The 23,290-nt window shown below is 66.0% G+C and carries 14 protein-coding genes; all 14 read right to left on the bottom strand.

Annotated features, from left to right (window positions below):
* Positions 1-187: 187 nt before the first annotated feature.
* Positions 188-1,747 (bottom strand): hypothetical protein, encoded by a 1,560-nt coding sequence (locus PSH69_RS20050; protein ID WP_305409565.1) that lies wholly within the window; start codon positions 1,745-1,747, stop codon positions 188-190.
* A 432-nt stretch (positions 1,748-2,179) separates the two neighbouring features.
* Positions 2,180-3,718 (bottom strand): hypothetical protein, encoded by a 1,539-nt coding sequence (locus tag PSH69_RS20045; protein ID WP_305409564.1) that lies wholly within the window; start codon positions 3,716-3,718, stop codon positions 2,180-2,182.
* A 460-nt stretch (positions 3,719-4,178) separates the two neighbouring features.
* Entirely contained in the window at positions 4,179-5,612 is a 1,434-nt protein-coding gene (locus PSH69_RS20040) for a hypothetical protein (RefSeq protein WP_305409563.1), read from the bottom strand.
* A gap of 462 nt (positions 5,613-6,074) precedes the next feature.
* On the bottom strand, positions 6,075-7,622 hold the full coding sequence (locus PSH69_RS20035) for a hypothetical protein (protein WP_305409562.1): 1,548 nt from the start codon (positions 7,620-7,622) through the stop codon (positions 6,075-6,077).
* 433 nt (positions 7,623-8,055) lie between these two features.
* Positions 8,056-9,486 (bottom strand): hypothetical protein, encoded by a 1,431-nt coding sequence (locus PSH69_RS20030; protein WP_305409561.1) that lies wholly within the window; start codon positions 9,484-9,486, stop codon positions 8,056-8,058.
* Positions 9,487-9,795: 309 nt separating this feature from the next.
* Positions 9,796-9,969: a hypothetical protein gene (locus tag PSH69_RS20025; protein WP_305409560.1), complete on the bottom strand. Its 174-nt coding sequence runs from the start codon at positions 9,967-9,969 to the stop codon at positions 9,796-9,798.
* On the bottom strand, positions 9,953-11,500 hold the full coding sequence (locus tag PSH69_RS20020) for a hypothetical protein (RefSeq protein ID WP_305409559.1): 1,548 nt from the start codon (positions 11,498-11,500) through the stop codon (positions 9,953-9,955). The genes PSH69_RS20025 and PSH69_RS20020 overlap by 17 nt, the downstream gene beginning before the upstream one ends.
* A gap of 337 nt (positions 11,501-11,837) precedes the next feature.
* The gene (locus PSH69_RS20015; protein WP_305409558.1) at positions 11,838-13,382 is read right to left on the bottom strand and encodes a hypothetical protein; all 1,545 of its coding nucleotides are present in this window, start codon (positions 13,380-13,382) and stop codon (positions 11,838-11,840) included.
* 433 nt (positions 13,383-13,815) lie between these two features.
* Positions 13,816-15,222: a hypothetical protein gene (locus PSH69_RS20010; protein ID WP_305409557.1), complete on the bottom strand. Its 1,407-nt coding sequence runs from the start codon at positions 15,220-15,222 to the stop codon at positions 13,816-13,818.
* Positions 15,223-15,768: 546 nt separating this feature from the next.
* On the bottom strand, positions 15,769-17,229 hold the full coding sequence (locus PSH69_RS20005) for a hypothetical protein (protein WP_305409556.1): 1,461 nt from the start codon (positions 17,227-17,229) through the stop codon (positions 15,769-15,771).
* Positions 17,230-17,663: 434 nt separating this feature from the next.
* Complete coding sequence (locus tag PSH69_RS20000; protein ID WP_305409555.1) at positions 17,664-19,208, bottom strand: hypothetical protein; 1,545 nt, start codon at positions 19,206-19,208, stop codon at positions 17,664-17,666.
* A 141-nt stretch (positions 19,209-19,349) separates the two neighbouring features.
* On the bottom strand, positions 19,350-19,694 hold the full coding sequence (locus PSH69_RS19995; protein ID WP_305409554.1) for a hypothetical protein: 345 nt from the start codon (positions 19,692-19,694) through the stop codon (positions 19,350-19,352).
* A complete protein-coding gene (locus tag PSH69_RS19990; protein ID WP_305409553.1) occupies positions 19,678-21,129 on the bottom strand; it encodes a hypothetical protein in 1,452 nt (483 codons plus the stop codon). The genes PSH69_RS19995 and PSH69_RS19990 overlap by 17 nt, the downstream gene beginning before the upstream one ends.
* A 336-nt stretch (positions 21,130-21,465) precedes the next feature.
* Complete coding sequence (locus tag PSH69_RS19985) at positions 21,466-23,001, bottom strand: hypothetical protein (RefSeq protein ID WP_305409552.1); 1,536 nt, start codon at positions 22,999-23,001, stop codon at positions 21,466-21,468.
* Positions 23,002-23,290: the final 289 nt, after the last annotated feature.

The raw sequence follows: 23,290 nt of genomic DNA, 5'->3' as shown, positions 1-23,290 counted from the left end.
CTGACTCATGAAGCGCAGGGGCGAATGTATGGGGTCGTCATGAACTGAATACTGGCGAGGGCTATTTGCGCGTTGTCGCGCAAATAGCCTTGAGGGTCGGTGTTCGCCAGACACCCGCGGAGGGTGTCGTTCTTTTCGCGGACCCAGTGATTAACCGGCGTGTCCTCGCCTGGGATCGGCCAGCCCCTCAACGAAGATAGTCACGAACCCTCGAAGCTTGATAACCATTGACCAGTCCGACGATCGCCCGGGCCTTGTGCCACCTATCGGCCAGTCCGAGGGCGGCCTTGACCAGCGCCTGCTGTTGCGTCCCGTCGAGAGCCACCAGCCCGGCACCCAACCCGGCGATCGCCTTAGCCTTGTCCCCCTTGATGGTCAGGCCGAGGGCGGCCGTGACCAGCGCCTCCTGCTGCGACCCTTCGAGGGCCGCCAGCCCGGCGCCCAGTCCGGCGATCGCATGGGCCTTATGCTCCCCGTTGGTCAGGCCGAGGGTGGCCTTGACCAGCGCCTGCCGCTGCGAGCGTTCGAGAGCCGTCAGCCCGGCGCCCAGTCCGGCGATCGCCCGGGTCTTGTGCCTCTCGTGGGTCAGGCCGAGGGCGGCGGTGACCAGGTCCTCGCGCTGCGACTCGCTCAGATGCGCCAGCCCGGCGCCCACCCCGGCGATCGCCTGTCCCTTGGGCCCCTCGTCGACCAGGCCGAGGGTGGCCGTGACCAGGTCCTCGCGCTGCGACTCGCTCAGGTGCGCTAGCCCGGCGCCCAACCTGGCGATCGCGTAGGCCATGTCACCCTCGTTGCTTAGGCCGAGGGCGGTGGTGACCAGCTCCTCGCGCTGCGACTCGCTCAGGTGCGCCAGCCCGGCGCCCAACCCGGCAATCGCCTGGGCCATGGGCCACTGGGGGGCTAGGCCGGGGGCCAGGTCGAAGATGGCCGTGACCAGGTCCTCGCGCTGCGACTCGCTCAGGTGCGCCAGCCCGGCGCCCAACCCTTCGATCGCCTCGGCCTTGTCCCCCTCGTAGGCCAGGCGGAGGGCGGCGGTGACCAGCTCCTCGCGCTGCGACTCGCTCAGATACGCCAGTCCGGCGCCCAACCCGGCGAGCGCCTTGGCCTTTAGAAGCTCGTCGGTCAGGCCGAGGGCGGCGGTGACCAGGTCCTCGCGCTGCGACTCGCTCAGGTGCGCCAGCCCGGCGCCCAGTCCGGCGACCGCCTCGGCCTTCTTCCAGCTGCTGGTCAGGCCGAGGGCGGCGGTGACCAGCTCCTCGCGCTGCGACTCGCTCAGGTGCGCCAGCCCGGGGCCCAACCCGGAGATCGCCCGGGCCTTGTCCTCCTCGTAGGCCAAGCCGAGGACGGCCGTGACCTGCTCCTGGCGCTGTTTAGGCCCCATCAGCGCCAGCATCTGGCTATTTATCTCATGAATCGCCAAGTCAGGTTTGAGCGCTTTGAAGGCGCCTATCAACGGTTGCAGAAAAAGGTAATGCTCCTTGACCGACTTCCCATTCAATACCGACGCGTTTAAAAACCTGTTGCTCAACATGAGGGCATGCAACCCCGCGGCCGTATCACCCGCTGAGCCACTGGCGACCCGACGGCTAATCTCCTGTAGCAACTCCGCAGGAAGGTTCCGGAGTCCGGTCTTGGTCGATGTGCCCGATCGGTCAAGGGCCGCCTCCAGGATCGCCGAGGACAACGAAGTTTTTTGTGAGGACTTGCCCGGTTTGATCGGTGTCCCTGTCGCATCCGTGCGATCCATGCGCTTCTCGGGTGGCTCTGGTGTCGCTGTCGTTGAAGTCGAAATGGAGGCGACTGCGGAGGGTGTTACGTCTGGCACAACAGCGGGTGGCGGCGGGCTGGCAGAGGAAATACGCGTCATTGGTTATAGATTCCTTGCGGTACAGTTGACGGCCGGCACACGGAAGCCGGCGGCGTAACCGTGGATTGACGCACGGTCTGTGTGTCGAGAGTCTTGAGTGGTCTGAGCACGGTTTGAGTTCCGGTCACAGCTACCGACCCGAGGGGAAATCACCCTGACTCATGAAGCGCAGGGGCGAATGTATGGGTTTGTCATGAACTGAATACTGCGAGGGCTATTTGCGCGTTGTCGCGCAAATAGCCTTGAGGCTCGGGTGTCGCCTTCTTCGCAGACCCAGCGATTAATCAGCGTGTCATGGGATCGCCCAGCCCCTCAACGAAGATAGTCACGAACCCTCGAAGCTTGATAGCCATTGACCAGCCCGGCGATCGCGTGGGCCTGGTGCCCCTTGACGGCCAAGCCGAGGGCTGCCGTGACCAGCGCCTGCTGTTGCGTCCCGTCGAGAGCCACCAGCCCGGCACCCAACCCGGCGATCGCCTGGGCCTTGTCCCACCAGTTGGCTATGCCGAGGGCGGCCGTAACCAGCGCCTGCTGCTGCGTCCTGTCGAGAGCCGCCAGCCCGGCACCCAGGCCGACAATCGCCTTGGCCTTGTCCCCCCCATCGGCCAGGTTAAGGGTGGCTTTGACCAGCGCCTCCTGCTGCGGCCGTTCGAGAGCCGTCAGCGCAGCACCCAACCCGGCAATCGCCTCGGCCTTGTTCCCCCTGAAGGCCAGGCCGAGGGCAGCCTTGACCAGCGCCTGCTGCTGCGAGCGTTCGAGAGCCACCAGCCCGGCGCCCAGCCCGGCGAGTGCCTCGGCCTTGTGCCCCTCGTCGGTCAGGCCGAGGGCGGCGGTGACCAGGTCCTCGCGCTGCGACTCGCTCAGGTGCGCGAGCCCTGCGCTCAGTCCGGCGATCGCTTTGGCCTTGCGCCCCTCGTCGGACGGGCCGAGGGCGGCCGTGACCAGGTCCTCGCGCTGCGACTCGCTCAGGTGCGCGAGCCCTGCGCCCAGTCCGGCGATCGCCTGGGCTTTGTCCCACCCGTTCAGGCGGAGGGCGGCGGTGACCAGGTCCTCGCGCTGCGACTCGCTCAGGTGCGCCAGCCCTGCGCCCAGTCCGGCGATCGCCTCGGCTTTGCCCCACTTCAGGCTGAGGGCGGCCGTGACCAGCGCCTGCCGCTGCGAGCGTTCGAGAGACGCCAGCCCGGCACCCAGTCCGGCGAGCGCCCGGGCCTTGTCCCACCCGTCGGCCAGGTCGAGGGCAGCGGTGACCAGATCCTCCTGCTGCTTCGGTTCGAGAGCCGCCAGCCCGGCACCCAGTCCGGCGATCGCCTGGGCCTTGTACGGGGCGAAGGCCAGACCGAGGGCGGCCGTGACCAGCGCCTCCTGCTGCGACCGTTCGAGAGCCGCCAGCCCGGCGCCCAACCTGGCGATCGCGTAGGCCTTTTCAAGCTCGTCGGCCAACCCGAGGACGGCCGCGACCTGCTCCTGGCGCTGTTTAGGCCCCATCAGCGCCAGCATCTGGCTATTTATCTCATGAATCGCCAAGTCAGGTTTGAGCGCGTTGAAGGCGCCTATCAACGGTTGCAGAAAAAGGTAATGCTCCTTGACCGACTTCCCATTCAATACCGACGCGTTTAAAAACCTGTTGCTCAACATGAGGGCATGCAACCCCGCGGCCGTATCACCCGCTGAGCCACTGGCGACCCGACGGATAATCTCCTGTAGCAACTCCGCGGGAAGGTTCCGGAGTCCGGTCTTGGTCGATGTGCCCGATCGGTCAAGGGCCGCCTCAAGGATCGCCGAGGACAACGAAGTTTTTTGTGAGGACTTGCCCGGTTTGATCGGTGTCCCTGTCGCATCCGTACGATCCATGCGCTTCTCGGGTGGCTCTGGTGTCGCTGTCGTTGAAGTCGAAATGGAGGCGACTGCAGAGGGTGTTACGTCTGGCACAACAGCGGGTGGCGGCGGGCTGGCAGAGGAAATACGCGTCATTGGTTATATTCCTTACGGTACAGTTGACGGCCGGCACACGGAAGCCGGCGGCGTAACCGTGGGTTGATTCACGGTCCTGTGTGTCGAGTGTCTTGAGTGGTCTGAGCGCGGTTCGAGTTCCGGTCACAGCTACCGACCCAAGGGGAAATCACCCTGGCTCATGAAGCGCAGGGGCGAATGTATGGGGTCGTCATGAACTGAATACTGGCGAGGGCTATTTCCGCGTTGTCGCGCAAATAGCCCTGAAGGGTGGTGTTTGCCAGACACCCGCGGAGGGTGTTGTCCTCTTCGCGGACCCAGTGATTAATCCGCGTGTCATGGGATCGCCCAGCCCAGCCCCTCAGCGAAGATAGTCACGAACCCTCGAAGCTTGATAACCATTGACCAGTCCGGCGATCGCCTGGGCCTTGTGCCACCCATCGGCCAGTCCGAGGGCGGCCTTGACCAGCGCCTGCTGTTGCGTCCCGTCGAGAGCCGCCAGCCCGGCGCCCAGCCCGGCGATCGCCTTGCCCCTGTTCCACTCGTCGGCCAGGCCGAGGGCGGCGGTGACCAGGTCCTCGCGCTGCGACTCGCTCAGGTGCGCCAGCCCGGCACCCAACCCGGAGATCGCCGGGGCCTTGTCCCCCCCGTTGGCCAGGCCGAGGGCGGCCGTGACCAGCGCCTTTTTCTGCGACTTGCTCAGGTGCGCCAGCCCGGCGCCCAACCCGGCGATCGCTTCGGGCTTTAGAAAACCGATGGTCAGGCCGAGGACGGCGGTGACCAGCTCCTCGCGCTGCGATTCGCTCAGGTGCGCCAGCCCGGGGCCCAACCCGGAGATCGCCGGGGCCTTGTCCCAGTCGTCGGCCAAGTCGAGGGCGGCGGTGACCAGGTCCTCGCGCTGCGACTCGCTCAGGTGCGCGAGCCCTGCGCCCAGTCCGGCGATCGCCTGGGCTTTCTCCCACCTGTTCAGGCGGAGGGCGGCGGTGACCAGGTCCTCGCGCTGCGACTCGCTCAGGTGCGCCAGCCCTGCGCCCAGTCCGGCGATCGCCTGGGCTTTGCCCCCCTTCAGGCTGAGGGCGGCCGTGACCAGCGCCTGCCGCTGCGAGCGTTCGAGAGACGCCAGCCCGGCACCCAGTCCGGCGAGCGCCCGGGCCTTGTCCCCCCCGTTGGCCAGGTCGAGGGCAGCGGTGACCAGCGCCTCCTGCTGCGACCGTTCGAGAGACGCCAGCCCGGCACCCAGTCCGGCGATCGCCTGGGCCTTGTCCGAGTCGTAGGCCAGGCCGAGGGCGGCGGTGACCAGCTCCTCGCGCTGCGACTCGCTCAGGTGCGCCAGCCCGGCGCCCAACCTGGCGATCGCGTAGGCCTTTTCAAGCTCGTCGGCCAACCCGAGGACGGCCGTGACCTGCTCCTGGCGCTGTTTAGGCCCCATCAGCGCCAGCATCTGGCTATTTATCTCATGAATCGCCAAGTCAGGTTTGAGCGCGTTGAAGGCGCCTATCAACGGTTGCAGAAAAAGGTAATGCTCCTTGACCGACTTCCCATTCAATACCGACGCGTTTAAAAACCTGTTGCTCAACATGAGGGCATGCAACCCCGCGGCCGTATCACCCGCTGAGCCACTGGCGACCCGACGGCTAATCTCCTGTAGCAACTCCGCAGGAAGGTTCCGGAGTCCGGTCTTGGTCGATGTGCCCGATCGGTCAAGGGCCGCCTCAAGGATCGCCGAGGACAACGAAGTTTTTTGTGAGGACTTGCCCGGTTTGATCGGTGTCCCTGTCGCATCCGTACGATCCATGCGCTTCTCGGGTGGCTCTGGTGTCGCTGTCGTTGAAGTCGAAATGGAGGCGACTGCAGAGGGTGTTACGTCTGGCACAACAGCGGGTGGCGGCGGGCTGGCAGAGGAAATACGCGTCATCGGTTGTAGATTCCTTACGGTTCAGTTGACGGCCGGCACACGGAAGCCGGCGGCGTAACCGTGGGTTGATTCACGGTCCTGTGTGTTGAGTGTCTTGAGTGGTCTGAGCGCGGTTCGAGTTCCGGTCACAGCTACCGACCCGAGGGGAAATCACCCTGGCTCATGAAGCGCAGGGGCGAATGTATGGGGTCGTCATGAACTGAATACTGGCGAGGGCTATTTCCGCGTTGTCGCGCAAATAGCCCTGAAGGGTGGTGTTTGCCAGACACCCGCGGAGGGTGTTGTCCTCTTCGCGGACCCAGTGATTAATCAGCGTGTCATGGGATCGCCCAGCCCAGCCCCTCAGCGAAGATAGTCACGAACCCTCGAAGCTTGATAACCATTGACCAGTCCGGCGATCGCCCGGGCCTTGTGCCACCCATCGGCCAGTCCGAGGGCGGCCTTGACCAGCGCCTGCTGTTGCGTCCCGTCGAGAGCCACCAGCCCGGCACCCAACCCGGCGATCGCCTGGGCCTTGTCCCACCAGTTGGCCATGCCGAGGGCGGCCGTAACTAGCGCCTGCTGCTGCGTCCCGTCGAGAGCCGCCAGCCCGGCACCCAGTCCGGCGATCGCCTGGGCCTTATGCTCCCCGTTGGTCAGGCCGAGGGTGGCCTTGACCAGCGCCTCCTGCTGCGGTCGTTCGAGAGCCGCCAGCCCGGCACCCAACCCGGCAATCGCCTCGGCCTTGTCCTTGTCCCCCCTGAAAGCCAGGCCGAGGGCGGCGGTGAACAGGTCCTCGCGCTGCGACTCGCTCAGGTGCACCAGCCCGGCGCCCAGCCCGGCGATCGCCTTGGCCTTGTCCTTCTCGTCGGCCAGGTCGAGGGCGGCGGTGACCAGGTCCTCGCGCTGCGACTCGCTCAGGTGCGCGAGCCCTGCGCCCAGTCCGGCGATCGCCTGGGCTTTGGCCCACCCGTTCAGGCGGAGGGCGACGGTGACCAGGTCCTCGCGCTGCGACTCGCTCAGGTGCGCCAGCCCGGCGCCCAGTCCGGCGATCGCCTGGGCTTTGTCCCACCCGTTCAGGCGGAGGGCGGCGGTGACCAGGTCCTCGCGCTGCGACTCGCTCAGGTGCGCCAGCCCTGCGCCCAGTCCGGCGATCGCCTCGGCCTTGTCCCCCTCGTAGGCCAGGCCGAGGGCGGCGGTGACCAGCGCCTCCTGCTGCGACCGTTCGAGAGACGCCAGCCCGGCACCCAGCCCGGCGATCGCCTTGGCCTTGTTCATGCTGCTGGTAAGGCCGAGGGCGGCCGTGACCAGATCCTCCTGTTGCCTCGGTTCGAGAGCCGCCAGCCCGGCACCCAACCCGCTGATCGCCCAGGTCTTGTGCCTCTCGTCGGTCAGGCCGAGAGCGGCGGTGACCAGCGCCTCCTGCTGCGGCCGTTCGAGAGCCGCCAGCCCGGCGCCCAACCTGGCGATCGCGCAGGCCTTTTCAAGCTCGTCGGCCAACCCGAGGACGGCCGCGACCTGCTCCTGGCGCTGTTTAGGCCCCATCAGCGTCAGCATGTGGCTATTTATCTCATGAATCGGCAGTTGGGGTTTGAGCGCTTTGAAGGCGCCTATCAACGGTTGCAGAAATTCGTAATGCTCCTTGACCGACGTCTCAGCCAATATCGCCCCCTTTAAAAACTTGTTGCTCAACATGAGGGCATGCAGCCCCGCGGCCGCATCACCCGCTGAGCCACTGGCGACCTGACGGCTAATAGCCTGTAGCAACTCCACGGGAAGGTCCTGGAATCCGCTCTTGGGCGATGTGCCCGATCGGTCAAGGGCCGCCTCAAGGGCCACCTGGGACAACGAAGTTTTTTGTGAGGACTTGCCCGGTTTGATCGGTGCCCCGCTCGCATCCGTACGATCCATACGCTTCCCGGGTGGTCCTGGTGTCGCTGTCGTTGAAGTCGAAATGGAGGCGACTGCGGAGGGTGTTACGTCTGGCACAACAGCGGGTGGCGGCGGGCTGGCAGAGGAAATACGCGTCATTGGTTGTAGATTCCTTGCGGTTCAGTTGACGGCCGGCACACGGAAGCCGGCGGCGTAACCGTGGGTTGATTCACGGCCCTGTGTGTCGAATGTCTTGGGTGGTCTGAGCACGGTTCGAGTTCCGGCTACAGCTACCTGACCCATGGGGAAATCCTCCTGGCTCATGAAGCGCAGGGGCGAGTGTATGGGTTTGTCATGAACTGAATACTGCGAGGGCTATTTGCGCGTTGTCGCGCAAATAGCCTTGAGGCTCGGGTGTCGCCTTCTTCGCGGACCCAGCGATTAATCAGCGTGTCATGGGATCGGCCAGCCCTCAACGAAGATAGTCACGAACCCTCGAAGCTTGATAACCATTGGCCAGTCCGGCGATCGCCCGGGCCTTGTGCCACCCATCGGCCAGTCCGAGGGCGGCCTTGACCAGCGCCTGCTGTTGCGTCCCGTCGAGAGCCGCCAGCCCGGCGCCCAGCCCGGCGATCACCTTGCCCCTTTCCCAGTCGTCGGCCAGTCCGAGGGCGGCGGTGACCAGCGCCTGCTGCTGCGGCTGTTCGAGAGCCGCCAGCCCGGCACCCAACCCGGCGATCACGCGGGCCTTGTCGGCCAGGCCGAGGGCGGCCGTGACCAGCGCCTTTTTCTGCGACTTGCTCAGGTGCGCCAGCCCGGCGCCCAACCCGGCGATCGCTTCGGCCTTTAGAAAACCGATGGTCAGGCCGAGGACGGCGGTGACCAGCTCCTCGCGCTGCGATTCGCTCAGGTGCGCGAGCCCGGGGCCCAACCCGGCGATCGCCCGGGCCTTGTCCCAGTCTTCGGCCAGGCCGAGGGCGGCGGTGACCAGGTCCTCGCGCTGCGACTCGCTCAGGTGCGCGAGCCCTGCGCCCAGTCCGGCGATCGCCTCGGCTTTGTCCCACATGTTCAGGCGGAGGGCGGCGGTGACCAGCTCCTGCCGCTGCGAGCGTTCGAGAGACGCCAGCCCGGCACCCAGTCCGGCGAGCGCCCGGGCCTTGTCCCCCTCGTTGGCCAGGTCGAGGGCAGCGGTGACCAGCGCCTCCTGCTGCGAGCGTTCGAGAGACGCCAGCCCGGCACCCAGTCCGGCGAGCGCCCGGGCCTTGTCCCTCTCGCGGGCCAGGTCGAGGGCAGCGGTGACCAGCGCCTCCTGCTGCGACCGTTCGAGAGACGCCAGCCCGGCGCCCAGTCCGGCGATCGCCTCGGCCTTGTCCGCCCCGTCGGCCAAACCGAGGACGGCCGTGACCAGCGCCTCCTGCTGCGACCGTTCGAGAGCCGCCAGCCCGGCGCACAGTCCAGCGATCGCCTCGGCCTTGCCCCCCCCGTCGGCCAAACCGAGGACGGCCGTGACCTGCTCCTGGCGCTGTTTAGGCCCCATCAACGCCAACATCTGGCTATTTATCTCATGAATCGCCAGCTGGGGTTTGAGCGCTTTGAAGGCGCCTATCAACGGTTGCAGAAAAAGGTAATGCTCCTTGACCGACGTCTCAGCCAATACTGACGCCTTTAAATACTTGTTGCTCAACATGATGGCATGCAGCCCCGCGGCCGCATCACCCGCTGAGCCACTGGCGACCTGACGGCTAATAGCCTGTACCAACTCCACGGGAAGGTCCTGGAATCCGCTCTTGGGCGATGTGCCCGATCGATCAAGGGCCGCCTCAAGGGCCACCTGGGACAACGAAGTTTTTTGTGAGGCGCTGCCCGCCTGAATCAGTGCCCCGCTCGCATCCGTACGACCCATACGCTTCCCGGGCGGCTCTGGTGTCGCTGTCGTTGAAGTCGAAATGGGGGCGACTGCAGAGGGTGTCGCGTCTACCTCCACAGGGGCGGGGGACCAGCAGCAGCTTAAAATAGAGAGTTTCATCGATATAGACCCTTATTGGAGACGGCCGGGCACACGGAAGCCGGCGGCGTAACCGTGGATTGACTCACGGCCCTGTGTGTCGAGTGTCTTGAGTGGTCTGAGCGCGGTTCGAGTTCCGGTCACAGCTACCGACCCGAGGGGAAATCACCCTGGCTCATGAAGCGCAGGGGCGAATGTATGGGGTCGTCATGAACTGAATACTGCGAGGGCTATTTGCGCGTCGTCGCGCAAATAGCCTTGAGGGGTGGTGTTCGCCAGGCGCCCGCGGAGGGTATCGCCCTTGTTCATGAAGCGCAGAAGTGGATGTATTGGCGCCAGCTTGCGCAGGGTATCGGTCAGCCCCTCAGCGAAGATAGCCACGAACCCTCGAGGCTTGATAACCATTGACCAACCCGGTGATCGCCAGGGCCTTGTGCCACCCATCGGCCAGTCCGAGGGCTGCCTTGACCAGCGCCTGCTGCTGCGTCCCGTCGAGAGCCACCAGCCCGGCACCCAACCCGGCGATCGCCTTGCCCCTTTCCCAGCCGTTGGCCAGGCCGAGGGCGGCCGTGACCAGCGCCTGCTGCTGCGACTCGCTCAGGTGCGCCAGCCCGGCGCCCAGTCCGGCGATCGCCTGGGCCTTTAGAAGCCCGCTGGTCAGGTCGAGGGCGGCGGTGACCAGCTTCTGCTGCTGCGACCCTTCGAGGGCCGCCAGTCCGGCGCCCAGTCCGGCGATCGCCTGGGCCTTTAGAACCTCGTTGGTCAGGTTGAGGGCGGCGGTGACCAGCTTCTGCTGCTGCGACCCTTCGAGGGCCGCCAGTCCGGCGCCCAGTCCGGCGATCGCCTGGGCCTTTAGAAGCTCGTTGGTCAGGTTGAGGACGGCGGTGACCAGCGCCTCCTGCTGCGACCGTTCGAGAGCCGCCAGCCCGGCGTCCAGTCCGACGATCGCCTGGGTCTTGTGCCTCTCGTCGGCCAAGCCGAGGGCGGCGGTGACCAGATCCTCGCGCTGCGACTCGCTCAGGTGCGCCAGCCCGGCGCCCAGTCCGGCGATCGCCTGGGCCTTGTCCCAGTTGTTGGTCAGGCCGAGGGCGGCGGTGACCAGCTCCTCGCGCTGCGACTCGCTCAGGTGCGCCAGCCCGGCGCCCAACCCGGCGAGCGCCTTGGCCTTGTGCTTCTCGTCGGCCAAGCCGAGGGCGGCGGTGACCAGCTCCTCGCGCTGCGACTCGCTCAGGTGCGCGAGCCCGGCGCCCAACCCGGCGATCGCCTCGGCCTTGTCTCTCTCGTCGGCCAGGCCGAGGGCGGCGGTGACCAGGTCCTCGCGCTGCGACTCGCTCAGGTACGCCAGCCCGGCGCCCAACCCGGCGAGCGCCTTGGCCTTTAGAAACTGGTCGGTCAGGCCGAGGGCGGCGGTGACCAGCTCCTCGCGCTGCGACTCGCTCAGGTGCGCCAGCCCGGCGCCCAGTCTGGCGATCACCATGGACTTGCCCAGTATGTTGGTCTGGCGGAGGGCGGCCGTGACCTGCTCCTGACGCTGTTTAGGCCCCATCAACGCCAGCACCTGGCTATTCATCTGATGAATCGCCAAGTCAGGTTTGAGCGCTTTGAAGGCGCCTATCAACGGCTGCAGAAAGTCGTAATGCTCCTTGACCGACGTCTCAGCCAATACCGACGCCTTTAAAAACTTGTTGCTCAACATGAGGGCATGCAGCCCCGCGGCCGCATCACCCGCTGAGCCACTGGCGACCTGACGGCTAATAACCTGTAGCAACTCCACGGGAAGGTCCTGGAATCCGCTCTTGGGCGATGTGTCCGATCGGTCAAGGGCCGCCTCAAGGGCCACCTGGGACAACGAAGTTTTTTGTGAGGCGCTGCCCGCCTGAATCAGTGCCCCGTTCGCATCCGTGCGATCCATACGCTTCTTGGGTGGCTCTGGTGTCGCTGTCGTTGAAGTCGAAATGGGGGCGACTGCAGAGGGTGTCGTGTCTACCTCCACAGGGCCGGGTGACCAGCAGCAGCTTAAAATAGAGAGTTTCATCGATATAGACCCTTATTGGAGACGGCCGGGCACACGGAAGCCGGTAGCGTAACCGTGGATTGACTCACGGCCCTGTGTGTCGAGAGTCTTGAGTGGTCTGAGCGCGGTTTGAGTTCCGGCTACAGCTACCCGACCCATGGGGAAATCACCCTGGCTCATGAAGCGCAGGGGCGAATGTATTGGCGCCAGTTTGCGCAGGGTATCGGCCAGCCCCTCAACGAAGATAGTCACGAACCCTCGAAACTTGATAACCATTGACCAGTCCGGCGATCGCCCGGGCCTGGTGCCCCTTGACGGCCAAGCCGAGGGCGGCCTTGACCAGCGCCTGCTGTTGCGTCCCGTCGAGAGCCGCCAGCCCGGCGCCCAGCCCGACGATCGCTATGGACTTATGCCACCCGACGGCCAGGCCGAGGGCAGCCTTGACCAGCGCCTGCTGCTGCGACCCTTCGAGGGCCGCCAGCCCGGCGCCCAGTCCGGCGATCGCCTTAGCCTTGTCCCCCCCGAAGGCCAGGTCGAGGGCAGCCTTGACCAGCGCCTGCTGCAGCGGTGGTTCGAGAGCCGCCAGCCCGACGCCCAGTCCGGCGATCGCCTGGGCCTTTAGAAACTCGTTGGTCAGGCCGAGGGTGGCCTTGACCAGCGCCTGCTGCAGCGGTGGTTCGAGAGCCGCCAGCCCGGCGCCCAGCCCGACGATCGCCCGGATCTTGTGTCTCTCGTCGGCCAGGCCGAGGGCGGCGGTGACCAGCTCCTCGCGCTGCGACTCGCTCAGGTGCGCGAGCCCTGCGCCCAGTTCGGCGATCGCCTGGGCTTTGTCCCACCCGTTCAGGCCGAGGGCGGCGGTGACCAGCTCCTCGCGCTGCGACTCGCTCAGGTGCGCCAGCCCGGCACCCAGCCCGACGATCGCCCGGATCTTGTGTCTCTCGTCGGCCAGGCCGAGGGCGGCGGTGACCAGCTCCTCGCGCTGCGACTCGCTCAGGTGCGCCAGCCCGGCGCCCAGTCCGGCGATCACCTGGATCTTGTGTCTCTCGTCGGCCAGGCGGAGGGCGGCGGTGACCAGCTCCTCGCGCTGCGACTCGCTCAGGTGCGCCAGCCCGGCGCCCAACCCGGCGAGCGCCTTGGCCTTTAGAAGCTCGTCGTCCAAGCCAAGGGCGGCCGCGACCAGGTTCTCGCGCTGCGACTCGCTCAGGTGCGCCAGCCCGGCGCCCAGTCCGGCAATCGCCTGGGACTTGTCCCACTCGCGGGCCAGGCCGAGGGCGGCCGCGACCAGGTCCTCGCGCTGCGGCTCGCTCAGGTGCGCCAGCCCGGCGCCCAACCTGGCGATCGCGTAGGCCTTTTCAAGCTCGTGGGCCAAACCGAGGACGGCCGTGACCTGCTCCTGGCGCTGTTTAGGCCCCATCAACGCCAGCAGCTGGCTATTTATCTCATTAATCGGCAGGTGGGGTTTGAGCGCTTTGAAGGCGCCTATCAACGGTTGCAGAAAAAGGTAATGCTCCTTGACCGACTTCCCATTCAATACCGACGCGTTTAAAAACCTGTTGCTCAACATGAGGGCGTGCAACCCCGCGGCCGTATCACCCGCCGAGCCACTGGCGACCCGACGGATAATCTCCTGTAGCAACTCCGCGGGAAGGTTCTGGAGTCCGGTCTTGGTCGATGTGCCCGATCGGTCAAGGGCCGCCTCAAGGATCGCCGAGGACAACGAAGTTTTTTGTGAGGAGTTGCCCGGTTTGATCGGTGTCCCTGTCGCATCCGTACGATCCATGCGCTTCTCGGGTGGCTCTGGTGTCGCTGTCGTTGAAGTCGAAATGGAGGCGACTGCAGAGGGTGTTACGTCTGGCACAACAGCGGGTGGCGGCGGGCTGGCAGAGGAAATACGCGTCATCGGTTGTAGATTCCTTACGGTTCAGTTGACGGCCGGCACACGGAAGCCGGCGGCGTAACCGTGGGTTGATTCACGGTCCTGTGTGTTGAGTGTCTTGAGTGGTCTGAGCGCGGTTCGAGTTCCGGTCACAGCTACCGACCCGAGGGGAAATCACCCTGGCTCATGAAGCGCAGGGGCGAATGTATGGGGTCGTCATGAACTGAATACTGCGAGGGCTATTTCCGCGTTGTCGCGCAAATAGCCTTGAGGGTCGGGTGTCGCCTTCTTCGCGGACCCAGTGATTAATCAGCGTGTCATGGGATCGGCCAGCCCCTCAACGAAGATAGTCACGAACCCTCGAAGCTTGATAACCATTGACCAGTCCGACGATCGCCTCGGCCTTGTGCCACCCATCGGCCAGTCCGAGGGCGGCCTTGACCAGCGCCTGCTGTTGCGTCCCGTCGAGAGCCGCCAACCCGGCGCCCAGCCCGACGATCGCCATGGACTTATGCCACCCGACGGCCAGGCCGAGGGCAGCCTTGACCAGCGCCTGCTGCTGCGACCCTTCGAGGGCCGCCAGCCCCGCACCCAGCCCGGCGATCGCCTGGGCCTTGTAGTCGTCGTCGGCCAGGCGGAGGACGGCGGTGACCAGGGCCTCCTGCTGCGACCGTTCGAGAGCCGCCAGCCCGGCACCCAGTCCGGCGATCGCCTGGGCCTTGTCCTCCCCGTCGGCCAGGCCGAGGGCGGCCGTGACCAGCACCTGCTGCTGTGGCCGTTCCAGAGCCGCCAGCCCGGGGCCCAGCCCGGCGATCGCCATGGACTTGTGCCACTCGTCGGTCAGATCGAGGGCGGCGGTGACCAGCTCCTCGCGCTGCGACTCGCTCAGGTGCGCCAGCCCGGCACCCAGCCCGACGATCGCCCGGATCTTGTGTCTCTCGTCGGCCAGGCCGAGGGCGGCGGTGACCAGCTCCTCGCGCTGCGACTCGCTCAGGTGCGCCAGCCCTGCGCCCAACCCGGCGAGCGCCTGGGCCTTGTAGTCATCGTAGACCAGGTCGAGGGCGGCGGTGACCAGCTCCTCGCGCTGCGACTCGCTCAGGTGCGCCAGCCCGGCGCCCAGTCCGGCGATCGCCTGGGCTTTGTCCCACCCGTTCAGGCGGAGGGCGGCGGTGACCAGCTCCTCGCGCTGCGACTCGCTCAGGTGCGCCAGCCCGGCGCCCAACCCGGCGATCGCCTCGGCCTTGTGATTCTCGTCGTCCAAGCCAAGGGCGGCCGCGACCAGGTTCTCGCGCTGCGACTCGCTCAGGTGCGCCAGCCCGGCGCCCAGTCCGGCAATCGCCTCGGCCTTGTGCCTCTCGCGGGCCAGGCCGAGGGCGGCCGCGACCAGGTCCTCGCGCTGCGGCTCGCTCAGGTGCGCCAGCCCGGCGCCCAGTCCGGCGATCGCCTCGGCCTTGTCCCCCCCGTCGGCCAAACCGAGGACGGCCGTGACCTGCTCCTGGCGCTGTTTAGGCCCCATCAACGCCAGCATCTGGCTATTTATCTCGCGAATCGGCAGGTGGGGTTTGAGCGCTTTGAAGGCGCCTATCAACGGTTGCAGAAATTCGTAATGCTCCTTGACCGACGTCTCAGCCAATATCGCCCCCTTTAAAAACTTGTTGCTCAACATGAGGGCATGCAGCCCCGCGGCCGCATCACCCGCTGAGCCACTGGCGACCTGACGGCTAATAGCCTGTAGCAACTCCACGGGAAGGTCTGGAGGAATGGCCGCTCTTGGGCGATGTGCCCGATCGGTCAAGGGCCGCCTCAAGGGCCCCTGGGACAACGAAGTTTTTTGTGAGGCGCTGCCCGCCTGAATCAGTGCCCCGTTCGCATCCGTGCGATCCATACGCTTCTTGGGTCTCTGGTGTCGCTGTCGTTGAAGTCGAAATGGGGGCGACTGCAGAGGGTGTCGTGTCTACCTCCACAGGGCCGGTGACCAGCAGCAGCTTAAAATGAGAGTTTTCATCGATATAGACCCTTATTGGAGACGGCCGGGCACACGGAAGCCGGTAGCGTAACCGTGGATTGACTCACGGCCCTGTGTGTCGAGAGTCTTGAGTGGTCTGAGCGCGGTTTGAGTTCCGGCTACAGCTACCCGACCCATGGGGAATCACCCTGGCTCATGAAGCCAGGGGCGAATGTATGGGGTCGTCATGAACTGAATACTGGCGAGGCTATTTACGCGTCGTCGCGCAATAGCCTTGAGGGTCGGGTGTCGCCTTCTTCGCGGACCCAGTGATTAATCAGCGTGTCATGGATCGGCCATCCCCTCAACGAGATAGTCACGAACCCTCGAAGCTTGATAACCATTGACCAGTCCGACGATCGCCTCGGCCTTGTGCCACCCATCGGCCAGTCCGAGGGCGGCCTTGACCAGCGCCTGCTGTTGCGTCCCGTCGAGAGCCGCCAGCCCGGCGCCCAGTCCGGCGATCGCCTTAGCCTTGCCCCCCCCGAAGGCCAGGCCGAGGGCGGCGGTGACCAGCTCCTCGCGCTGCGACTCGCTCAGGTGCGCCAGCCCGGCACCCAGCCCGGCGATCGCCTTAGCCTTGTCCCCCCCGAAGGCCAGGTCGAGGGCAGCCTTGACCAGCGCCTGCTGCAGCGGTGGTTCGAGAGCCGCCAGCCCGACGCCCAGTCCGGCGATCGCCTGGGCCTTTAGAAGCCCGTTGGTCAGGTCGAGGACGGCCTTGACCAGCGTCTGCTGCAGCGGTGGTTCGAGAGCCGCCAGCCCGGCGCCCAGCCCGACGATCGCCCGGATCTTGTGTCTCTCGTCGGCCAGGCGGAGGGCGGCGGTGACCAGCTCCTCGCGCTGCGACTCGCTCAGGTGCGCCAGCCCGGCGCCCAGTCCGGCGATCGCCCGGGACTTGTCCCACTCGCGGGCCAAGCCGAGGGCGGCGGTGACCAGCTCCTCGCGCTGCGACTCGCTCAGGTGCGCCAGCCCGGCACCCAACCCGGCAATCGCCCGCGCCTTGTCCAAGTCGTTGGCCAAGCTGAGGGCGGCGGTGACCAGCTCCTCGCGCTGCGACTCGCTCAGGTGCGCCAGCCCGGCGCCCAGCCCGACGATCGCCTCGGCCTTGTGCCTCTCGCGGGCCAGGCCGAGGGCGGCCGTGACCAGCTCCTCGCGCTGCGACTCGCTCAGGTGCGCCAGCCCGGCGCCCAGTCCGGCGATCGCCTCGGCCTTGTGCCTCTCGTAGGCCAGGCCGAGGGCGGCCATGACCAGGTCCTCGCGCTGCGACTCGCTCAGGTGCGCCAGCCCGGCGCCCAGTCCGGCGATCGCCTCGGCCTTGTCCTCCTTGTCGGTCAGGCTGAGGACGGCCGTGACCTGCTCCTGGCGCTGTTTAGGCCCCATCAACGCCAGCAGCTGGCTATTTATCTCATTAATCGGCAGGTGGGGTTTGAGCGCTTTGAAGGCGCCTATCAACGGTTGCAGAAAAAGGTAATGCTCCTTGACCGACTTCCCATTCAATACCGACGCGTTTAAAAACCTGTTGCTCAACATGAGGGCGTGCAACCCCGCGGCCGTATCACCCGCTGAGCCACTGGCGACCCGACGGATAATCTCCTGTAGCAACTCCGCGGGAAGGTTCCGGAGTCCGGTCTTGGGCGATGTGTCCGATCGATCAAGGGCCGCCTCAAGGATCGCCGAGGACAACGAAGTTTTTTGTGAGGACTTGCCCGGTTTGATCAGTGTCCCTGTCGCATCCGTACGATCCATGCGCTTCTCGGGTGGCTCTGGTGTCGCTGTCGTTGAAGTCGAAATGGAGGCGACTGCAGAGGCTGTTACGTCTGGCACAACAGCGGGTGGTGGCGGGCTGGCAGAGGAAATACGCGTCATCGGTTGTAGATTCCTTGCGGTTCAGTTGACGGCCGGCACACGGAAGCCGGCGGCGTAACCGTGGATTGACTCACGGCCCTGTGTGTCGAGAGTCTTGAGTGGTCTGAGCGCGGTTTGAGTTCCGGCTACAGCTACCCGACCCATGGGGAAATCACCCTGGCTCATGAAGCGCAGGGGCGAATGTATGGGGTCGTCATGAACTGAATACTGCGAGGGCTATTTCCGCGTTGTCGCGCAAATAGCCTTGAGGGTCGGGTGTCGCCTTCTTCGCGGACCCAGTGATTAATCAGCGTGTCATGGGATCGGCCAGCCCCTCAACGAAGATAGTCACGAACCCTCGAAGCTTGATAACCATTGACCAGTCCGACGATCGCCTCGGCCTTGTGCCACCCATCGGCCAGTCCGAGGGCGGCCTTGACCAGCGCCTGCTGTTGCGTCCCGTCGAGAGCCGCCAACCCGGCGCCCAGCCCGACGATCGCCATGGACTTATGCCACCCGACGGCCAGGCCGAGGGCAGCCTTGACCAGCGCCTGCTGCTGCGACCCTTCGAGGGCCGCCAGCCCGGCGCCCAGTCCGGCGATCGCCTTAGCCTTGTCCCCCCCGAAGGCCAGGTCGAGGGCAGCCTTGACCAGCGCCTGCTGCAGCGGTGGTTCGAGAGCCGCCAGCCCGACGCCCAGTCCGGCGATCGCCTGGGCCTTTAGAAACTCGTTGGTCAGGCCGAGGGTGGCCTTGACCAGCGCCTGCTGCAGCGGTGGTTCGAGAGCCGCCAGCCCGGCGCCCAGCCCGACGATCGCCCGGATCTTGTGTCTCTCGTCGGCCAGGCCGAGGGCGGCGGTGACCAGCTCCTCGCGCTGCGACTCGCTCAGGTGCGCCAGCCCGGCACCCAGCCCGACGATCGCCCGGATCTTGTGTCTCTCGTCGGCCAGGCCGAGGGCGGCGGTGACCAGCTCCTCGCGCTGCGACTCGCTCAGGTGCGCCAGCCCTGCGCCCAACCCGGCGAGCGCCTGGGCCTTGTAGTCATCGTAGACCAGGTCGAGGGCGGCGGTGACCAGGTCCTCGCGCTGCGACTCGCTCAGGTGCGCCAGCCCGGCGCCCAGTCCGGCGATCGCCTGGGCTTTGTCCCACCCGTTCAGGCGGAGGGCGGCGGTGACCAGCTCCTCGCGCTGCGACTCGCTCAGGTGCGCCAGCCCGGCGCCCAACCCGGCGATCGCCTGGGCCTTGTGCCTCCAGTTGGCCATGCCGAGGGCGGCCGTGACCAGCTCCTGCTGCTGCGACTCGCTCAGGTGCGCCAGCCCGGCGCCCAGTCCGGCAATCGCCTCGGCCTTGTCCCACTCGCGGGCCAGGCCGAGGGCGGCCGCGACCAGGTCCTCGCGCTGCGGCTCGCTCAGGTGCGCCAGCCCGGCGCCCAGTCCGGCGATCGCCTCGGCCTTGTCCCCCCCGTTGGCCAAACCGAGGACGGCCGTGACCTGCTCCTGGCGCTGTTTAGGCCCCATCAACGCCAGCATCTGGCTATTTATCTCGCGAATCGGCAGGTGGGGTTTGAGCGCTTTGAAGGCGCCTATCAACGGTTGCAGAAAAAGGTAATGCTCCTTGACCGACTTCCCATTCAATACCGACGCGTTTAAAAACCTGTTGCTCAACATGAGGGCGTGCAACCCCGCGGCCGTATCACCCGCTGAGCCACTGGCGACCCGACGGCTAATCTCCTGTAGCAACTCCGCGGGAAGGTTCCGGAGTCCGGTCTTGGGCGATGTGTCCGATCGATCAAGGGCCGCCTCAAGGATCGCCGAGGACAACGAAGTTTTTTGTGAGGACTTGCCCGGTTTGATCAGTGTCCCTGTCGCATCCGTACGATCCATGCGCTTCTCGGGTGGCTCTGGTGTCGCTGTCGTTGAAGTCGAAATGGAGGCGACTGCAGAGGCTGTTACGTCTGGCACAACAGCGGGTGGCGGCGGGCTGGCAGAGGAAATACGCGTCATCGGTTGTAGATTCCTTGCGGTTCAGTTGACGGCCGGCACACGGAAGCCGGCGGCGTAACCGTGGGTTGATTCACGGTCCTGTGTGTCGAGAGTCTTGAGTGGTCTGAGCGCGGTTCGAGTTCCGGCTACAGCTACCCGACCCATGGGGAAATCACCCTGGCTCATGAAGCGCAGGGGCGAATGTATGGGGTCGTCATGAACTGAATACTGGCGAGGGCTATTTACGCGTCGTCGCGCAAATAGCCTTGAGGCTCGGGTGTCGCCTTCTTCGCGGACCCAGCGATTAATCAGCGTGTCATGGCTGGGGCTGTGGGTTGGCGCCAGCTTGCGCAGGGTATCGGCCAGCCTCTCAACGAAGATAGTCACGAACCCTCGAAGCTTGATAACCATTGACCAGTCCGACGATCGCCTGGGCCTTGTACCAGTTGCTGGTCAGGCCGAGGGCGGCCTTGACCAGCGCCTGCTGTTGCGTCCCGTCGAGAGCCGCCAGCCCGGCGCCTAGCCCGACGATCGCCTCGGCCTTTTCCGAGTCGTCGGCCAGGCCGAGGGCGGCCGTGACCAGCGCCTGCCGCTGCGGCGGTTCGAGAGCCGCCAGCCCGGGGCCCAGCCCGGCGATCGCCTGGGCTTTGTCCCACCCGTTCAGGCGGAGGGCGCCCGCGACCAGGTCCTCGCGCTGCGACTCGCTCAGGTGCGTCAGCCCGGCACCCAGTCCGGCGATCGCCTGTCCCTTGGGCCCCTCGTCGACCAGGCCGAGGGCGGCCGTGACCAGCTCCTCGCGCTGCGACTCGCTCAGGTGCGCCAGCCCGGCGCCCAACCCGGCGATCGCCCGGGCCTTATCCTCCTCGAGGGCCAAGCTGAGGGCGGCCGTGACCAGCTCCTCGCGCTGCGACTCGCTCAGGTGCGCCAGCCCGGCGCCCAACCCGGCAATCGCCAGGGCCATGGGCCACTCGGGGAATAGGCCGGGGGCCAGGCGGAGGGCGGCGGTGACCAGGTCCTCGCGCTGCGACTCGCTCAGGTGCGCCAGCCCGGCGCCCAACCCTTCGATCGCCTCGGCCTTGTCCCCCTCGTAGGCCAGGCCGAGGGCGGCGGTGACCAGCTCCTCGCGCTGCGACTCGCTCAGATACGCCAGTCCGGCGCCCAACCCGGCGAGCGCCTTGGCCTTTAGAAGCTGGTCGGTCAGGCCGAGGGCGGCGGTGACCAGGTCCTCGCGCTGCGACTCGCTCAGGTGCGCCAGGCCGGTGCCCAGTCCGGCGATCGCCTGGGACTTGTCCCATTCGCGGGCCAGGCCGAGGGCGGCCATGACCAGCTCCTCGCGCTGCGACTCGCTCAGGTGCGCCAGCCCGGGGCCCAACCCGGAGATCGCCCGGGCCTTGTCCTCCTCGTAGGCCAAGCCGAGGACGGCCGTGACCTGCTCCTGGCGCTGTTTAGGCCCCATCAACGCCAGCATCTGGCTATTTATCTCATTAATCGGCAGGTGGGGTTTAAGCGCTTTGAAGGCGCCTATCAACGGTTTCAGAAATTTGTAATGCTCCTTGACCGACGTCTCAGCCAATACTGACGCCTTTAAATACTTGTTGCTCAACATGATGGCATGCAACCCCGCGGCCGCATCACCCGCTGAGCCACTGGCGACCTGACGGCTAATAGCCTGTACCAACTCCACGGGAAGGTCCTGGAATCCGGTCTTGGGCGATGTGTCCGATCGGTCAAGGGCCGCCTCAAGGGCCACCTGGGACAACGAAGTTTTTTGTGAGGAGTTGCCCGGTTTGATCGGTGCCCCGCTCGCATCCGTACGATCCATGCGCTTCCCGGGTGGTCCTGGTGTCGCTGTCGTCGAAGTCGAAATGGGGGCGACTGCAGAGGGTGTCGTGTCTACCTCCACAGGGCCGGGTGACCAGCAGCAGCTTAAAATAGAGAGTTTCATCGATATAGACCCTTATTGGAGACGGCCGGGCACACGGAAGCCGGTAGCGTAACCGTGGATTGACTCACGGCCCTGTGTGTCGAGAGTCTTGAGTGGTCTGAGCGCGGTTTGAGTTCCGGTCACAGCTACCGACCCGAGGGGAAATCACTCTGGCTCATGAAGCGCAGAGACGGATGTATTGGCGCCAGTTTGCGCAGGGTATCGGCCAGCCCCTCAACGAAGATAGTCACGAACCCTCGAAACTTGATAACCATTGACCAGTCCGGCGATCGCCCGGGCCTGGTGCCCCTTGACGGCCAAGCCGAGGGCTGCCGTGACCAGCGCCTGCTGTTGCGTCCCGTCGAGAGCCACCAGCCCGGCACCCAACCCGGCGATCGCCTGGGCCTTGTCCCACCAGTTGGCTATGCCGAGGGCGGCCGTAACCAGCGCCTGCTGCTGCGTCCCGTCGAGAGCCGCCAGCCCGGCACCCAGGCCGACAATCGCCTTGGCCTTGTCCCCCCCATCGGCCAGGTTAAGGGTGGCTTTGACCAGCGCCTCCTGCTGCGGCCGTTCGAGAGCCGTCAGCGCAGCACCCAACCCGGCAATCGCCTCGGCCTTGTTCCCCCTGAAGGCCAGGCCGAGGGCAGCCTTGACCAGCGCCTGCTGCTGCGAGCGTTCGAGAGCCACCAGCCCGGCGCCCAGCCCGGCGATCGCCTCGGCCTTGTGCCTCCCGTTGGCCAGGTCGAGGGTGGTGGTGACCAGGTCCTCGCGCTGCGACTCGCTCAGGTGCGCGAGCCCTGCGCCCAGTCCGGCGATCGCCTGGGCTTTGTCCCACCCGTTCAGGCGGAGGGCGGCGGTGACCAGGTCCTCGCGCTGCGACTCGCTCAGGTGCGCGAGCCCTGCGCCCAGTCCGGCGATCGCCTGGGCTTTGTCCCACCCGTTCAGGCGGAGGGCGGCGGTGACCAGGTCCTCGCGCTGCGACTCGCTCAGGTGCGCCAGCCCTGCGCCCAGTCCGGCGATCGCCTGGGCTTTGTCCCACTTCAGGCGGAGGGCGGCCGTGACCAGCGCCTCCTGCTGCGACCGTTCGAGAGCCGCCAGCCCGGCACCCAGTCCGGCGAGCGCCCGGGCCTTGTCCCACCCGTCGGCCAGGTCGAGGGCAGCGGTGACCAGCGCCTCCTGCTGCGACCGTTCGAGAGACGCCAGCCCGGCACCCAGTCCGGCGATCGCCTGGGCCTTGTACGGGGCGAAGGCCAGACCGAGGGCGGCCGTGACCAGCGCCTCCTGCTGCGACCGTTCGAGAGCCGCCAGCCCGGCGCCCAACCTGGCGATCGCGTAGGCCTTTTCAAGCTCGTGGGCCAAACCGAGGACGGCCGTGACCTGCTCCTGGCGCTGTTTAGGCCCCATCAACGCCAGCATCTGGCTATTTATCTCATGAATCGGCAGTTGGGGTTTGAGCGCTTTGAAGGCGCCTATCAACGGTTGCAGAAAAAGGTAATGCTCCTTGACCGACTTCCCATTCAATACCGACGCGTTTAAAAACCTGTTGCTCAACATGAGGGCGTGCAACCCCGCGGCCGTATCACCCGCCGAGCCACTGGCGACCCGACGGATAATCTCCTGTACCAACTCCGCGGGAAGGTTCCGGAGCCCGGTCTTGGTCGATGTGCCCGATCGGTCAAGGGCCGCCTCAAGGATCGCCGAGGACAACGAAGTTTTTTGTGAGGACTCGCCCGGTTTGATCGGTGTCCCTGTCGCATCCGTACGATCCATGCGCTTCTCGGGTGGCTCTGGTGTCGCTGTCGTTGAAGTCGAAATGGAGGCGACTGCGGAGGGTGTTACGTCTGGCACAACAGCGGGTGGCGGCGGGCTGGCAGAGGAAATACGCGTCATTGGTTGTAGATTCCTTGCGGTTCAGTTGACGGCCGGCACACGGAAGCCGGCGGCGTAACCGTGGATTGACGCACGGTCTGTGTGTCGAGTGTCTTGAGTGGTCTGAGCACGGTTCGAGTTCCGGCTACAGCTACCTGACCCATGGGGAAATCCTCTTGGCTCATGAAGC

It is taken from the genome of Pseudomonas sp. FP1740, from assembly GCF_030687165.1.
Taxonomy (GTDB): domain Bacteria; phylum Pseudomonadota; class Gammaproteobacteria; order Pseudomonadales; family Pseudomonadaceae; genus Aquipseudomonas.
This window is presented reverse-complemented; position numbering and strand designations above follow the sequence as displayed.

What these genes read in the sequence shown, in the direction of transcription:
- PSH69_RS20035 (WP_305409562.1), bottom strand. Translation starts at nt 7,622, where the DNA reads ATGGATCGTACGGATGCGAGCGGGGCACCGATCAAACCGGGCAAGTCC.
- PSH69_RS20020 (WP_305409559.1), bottom strand. Translation starts at nt 11,500, where the DNA reads ATGGATCGCACGGATGCGAACGGGGCACTGATTCAGGCGGGCAGCGCC.
- PSH69_RS20040 (WP_305409563.1), bottom strand. Translation starts at nt 5,612, where the DNA reads ATGGATCGTACGGATGCGACAGGGACACCGATCAAACCGGGCAAGTCC.
- PSH69_RS19990 (WP_305409553.1), bottom strand. Translation starts at nt 21,129, where the DNA reads ATGGATCGTACGGATGCGAGCGGGGCACCGATCAAACCGGGCAACTCC.
- PSH69_RS20005 (WP_305409556.1), bottom strand. Translation starts at nt 17,229, where the DNA reads ATGGATCGTACGGATGCGACAGGGACACTGATCAAACCGGGCAAGTCC.
- PSH69_RS19985 (WP_305409552.1), bottom strand. Translation starts at nt 23,001, where the DNA reads ATGGATCGTACGGATGCGACAGGGACACCGATCAAACCGGGCGAGTCC.
- PSH69_RS20045 (WP_305409564.1), bottom strand. Translation starts at nt 3,718, where the DNA reads ATGGATCGTACGGATGCGACAGGGACACCGATCAAACCGGGCAAGTCC.
- PSH69_RS20015 (WP_305409558.1), bottom strand. Translation starts at nt 13,382, where the DNA reads ATGGATCGTACGGATGCGACAGGGACACCGATCAAACCGGGCAACTCC.
- PSH69_RS20000 (WP_305409555.1), bottom strand. Translation starts at nt 19,208, where the DNA reads ATGGATCGTACGGATGCGACAGGGACACTGATCAAACCGGGCAAGTCC.
- PSH69_RS20030 (WP_305409561.1), bottom strand. Translation starts at nt 9,486, where the DNA reads ATGGGTCGTACGGATGCGAGCGGGGCACTGATTCAGGCGGGCAGCGCC.
- PSH69_RS20050 (WP_305409565.1), bottom strand. Translation starts at nt 1,747, where the DNA reads ATGGATCGCACGGATGCGACAGGGACACCGATCAAACCGGGCAAGTCC.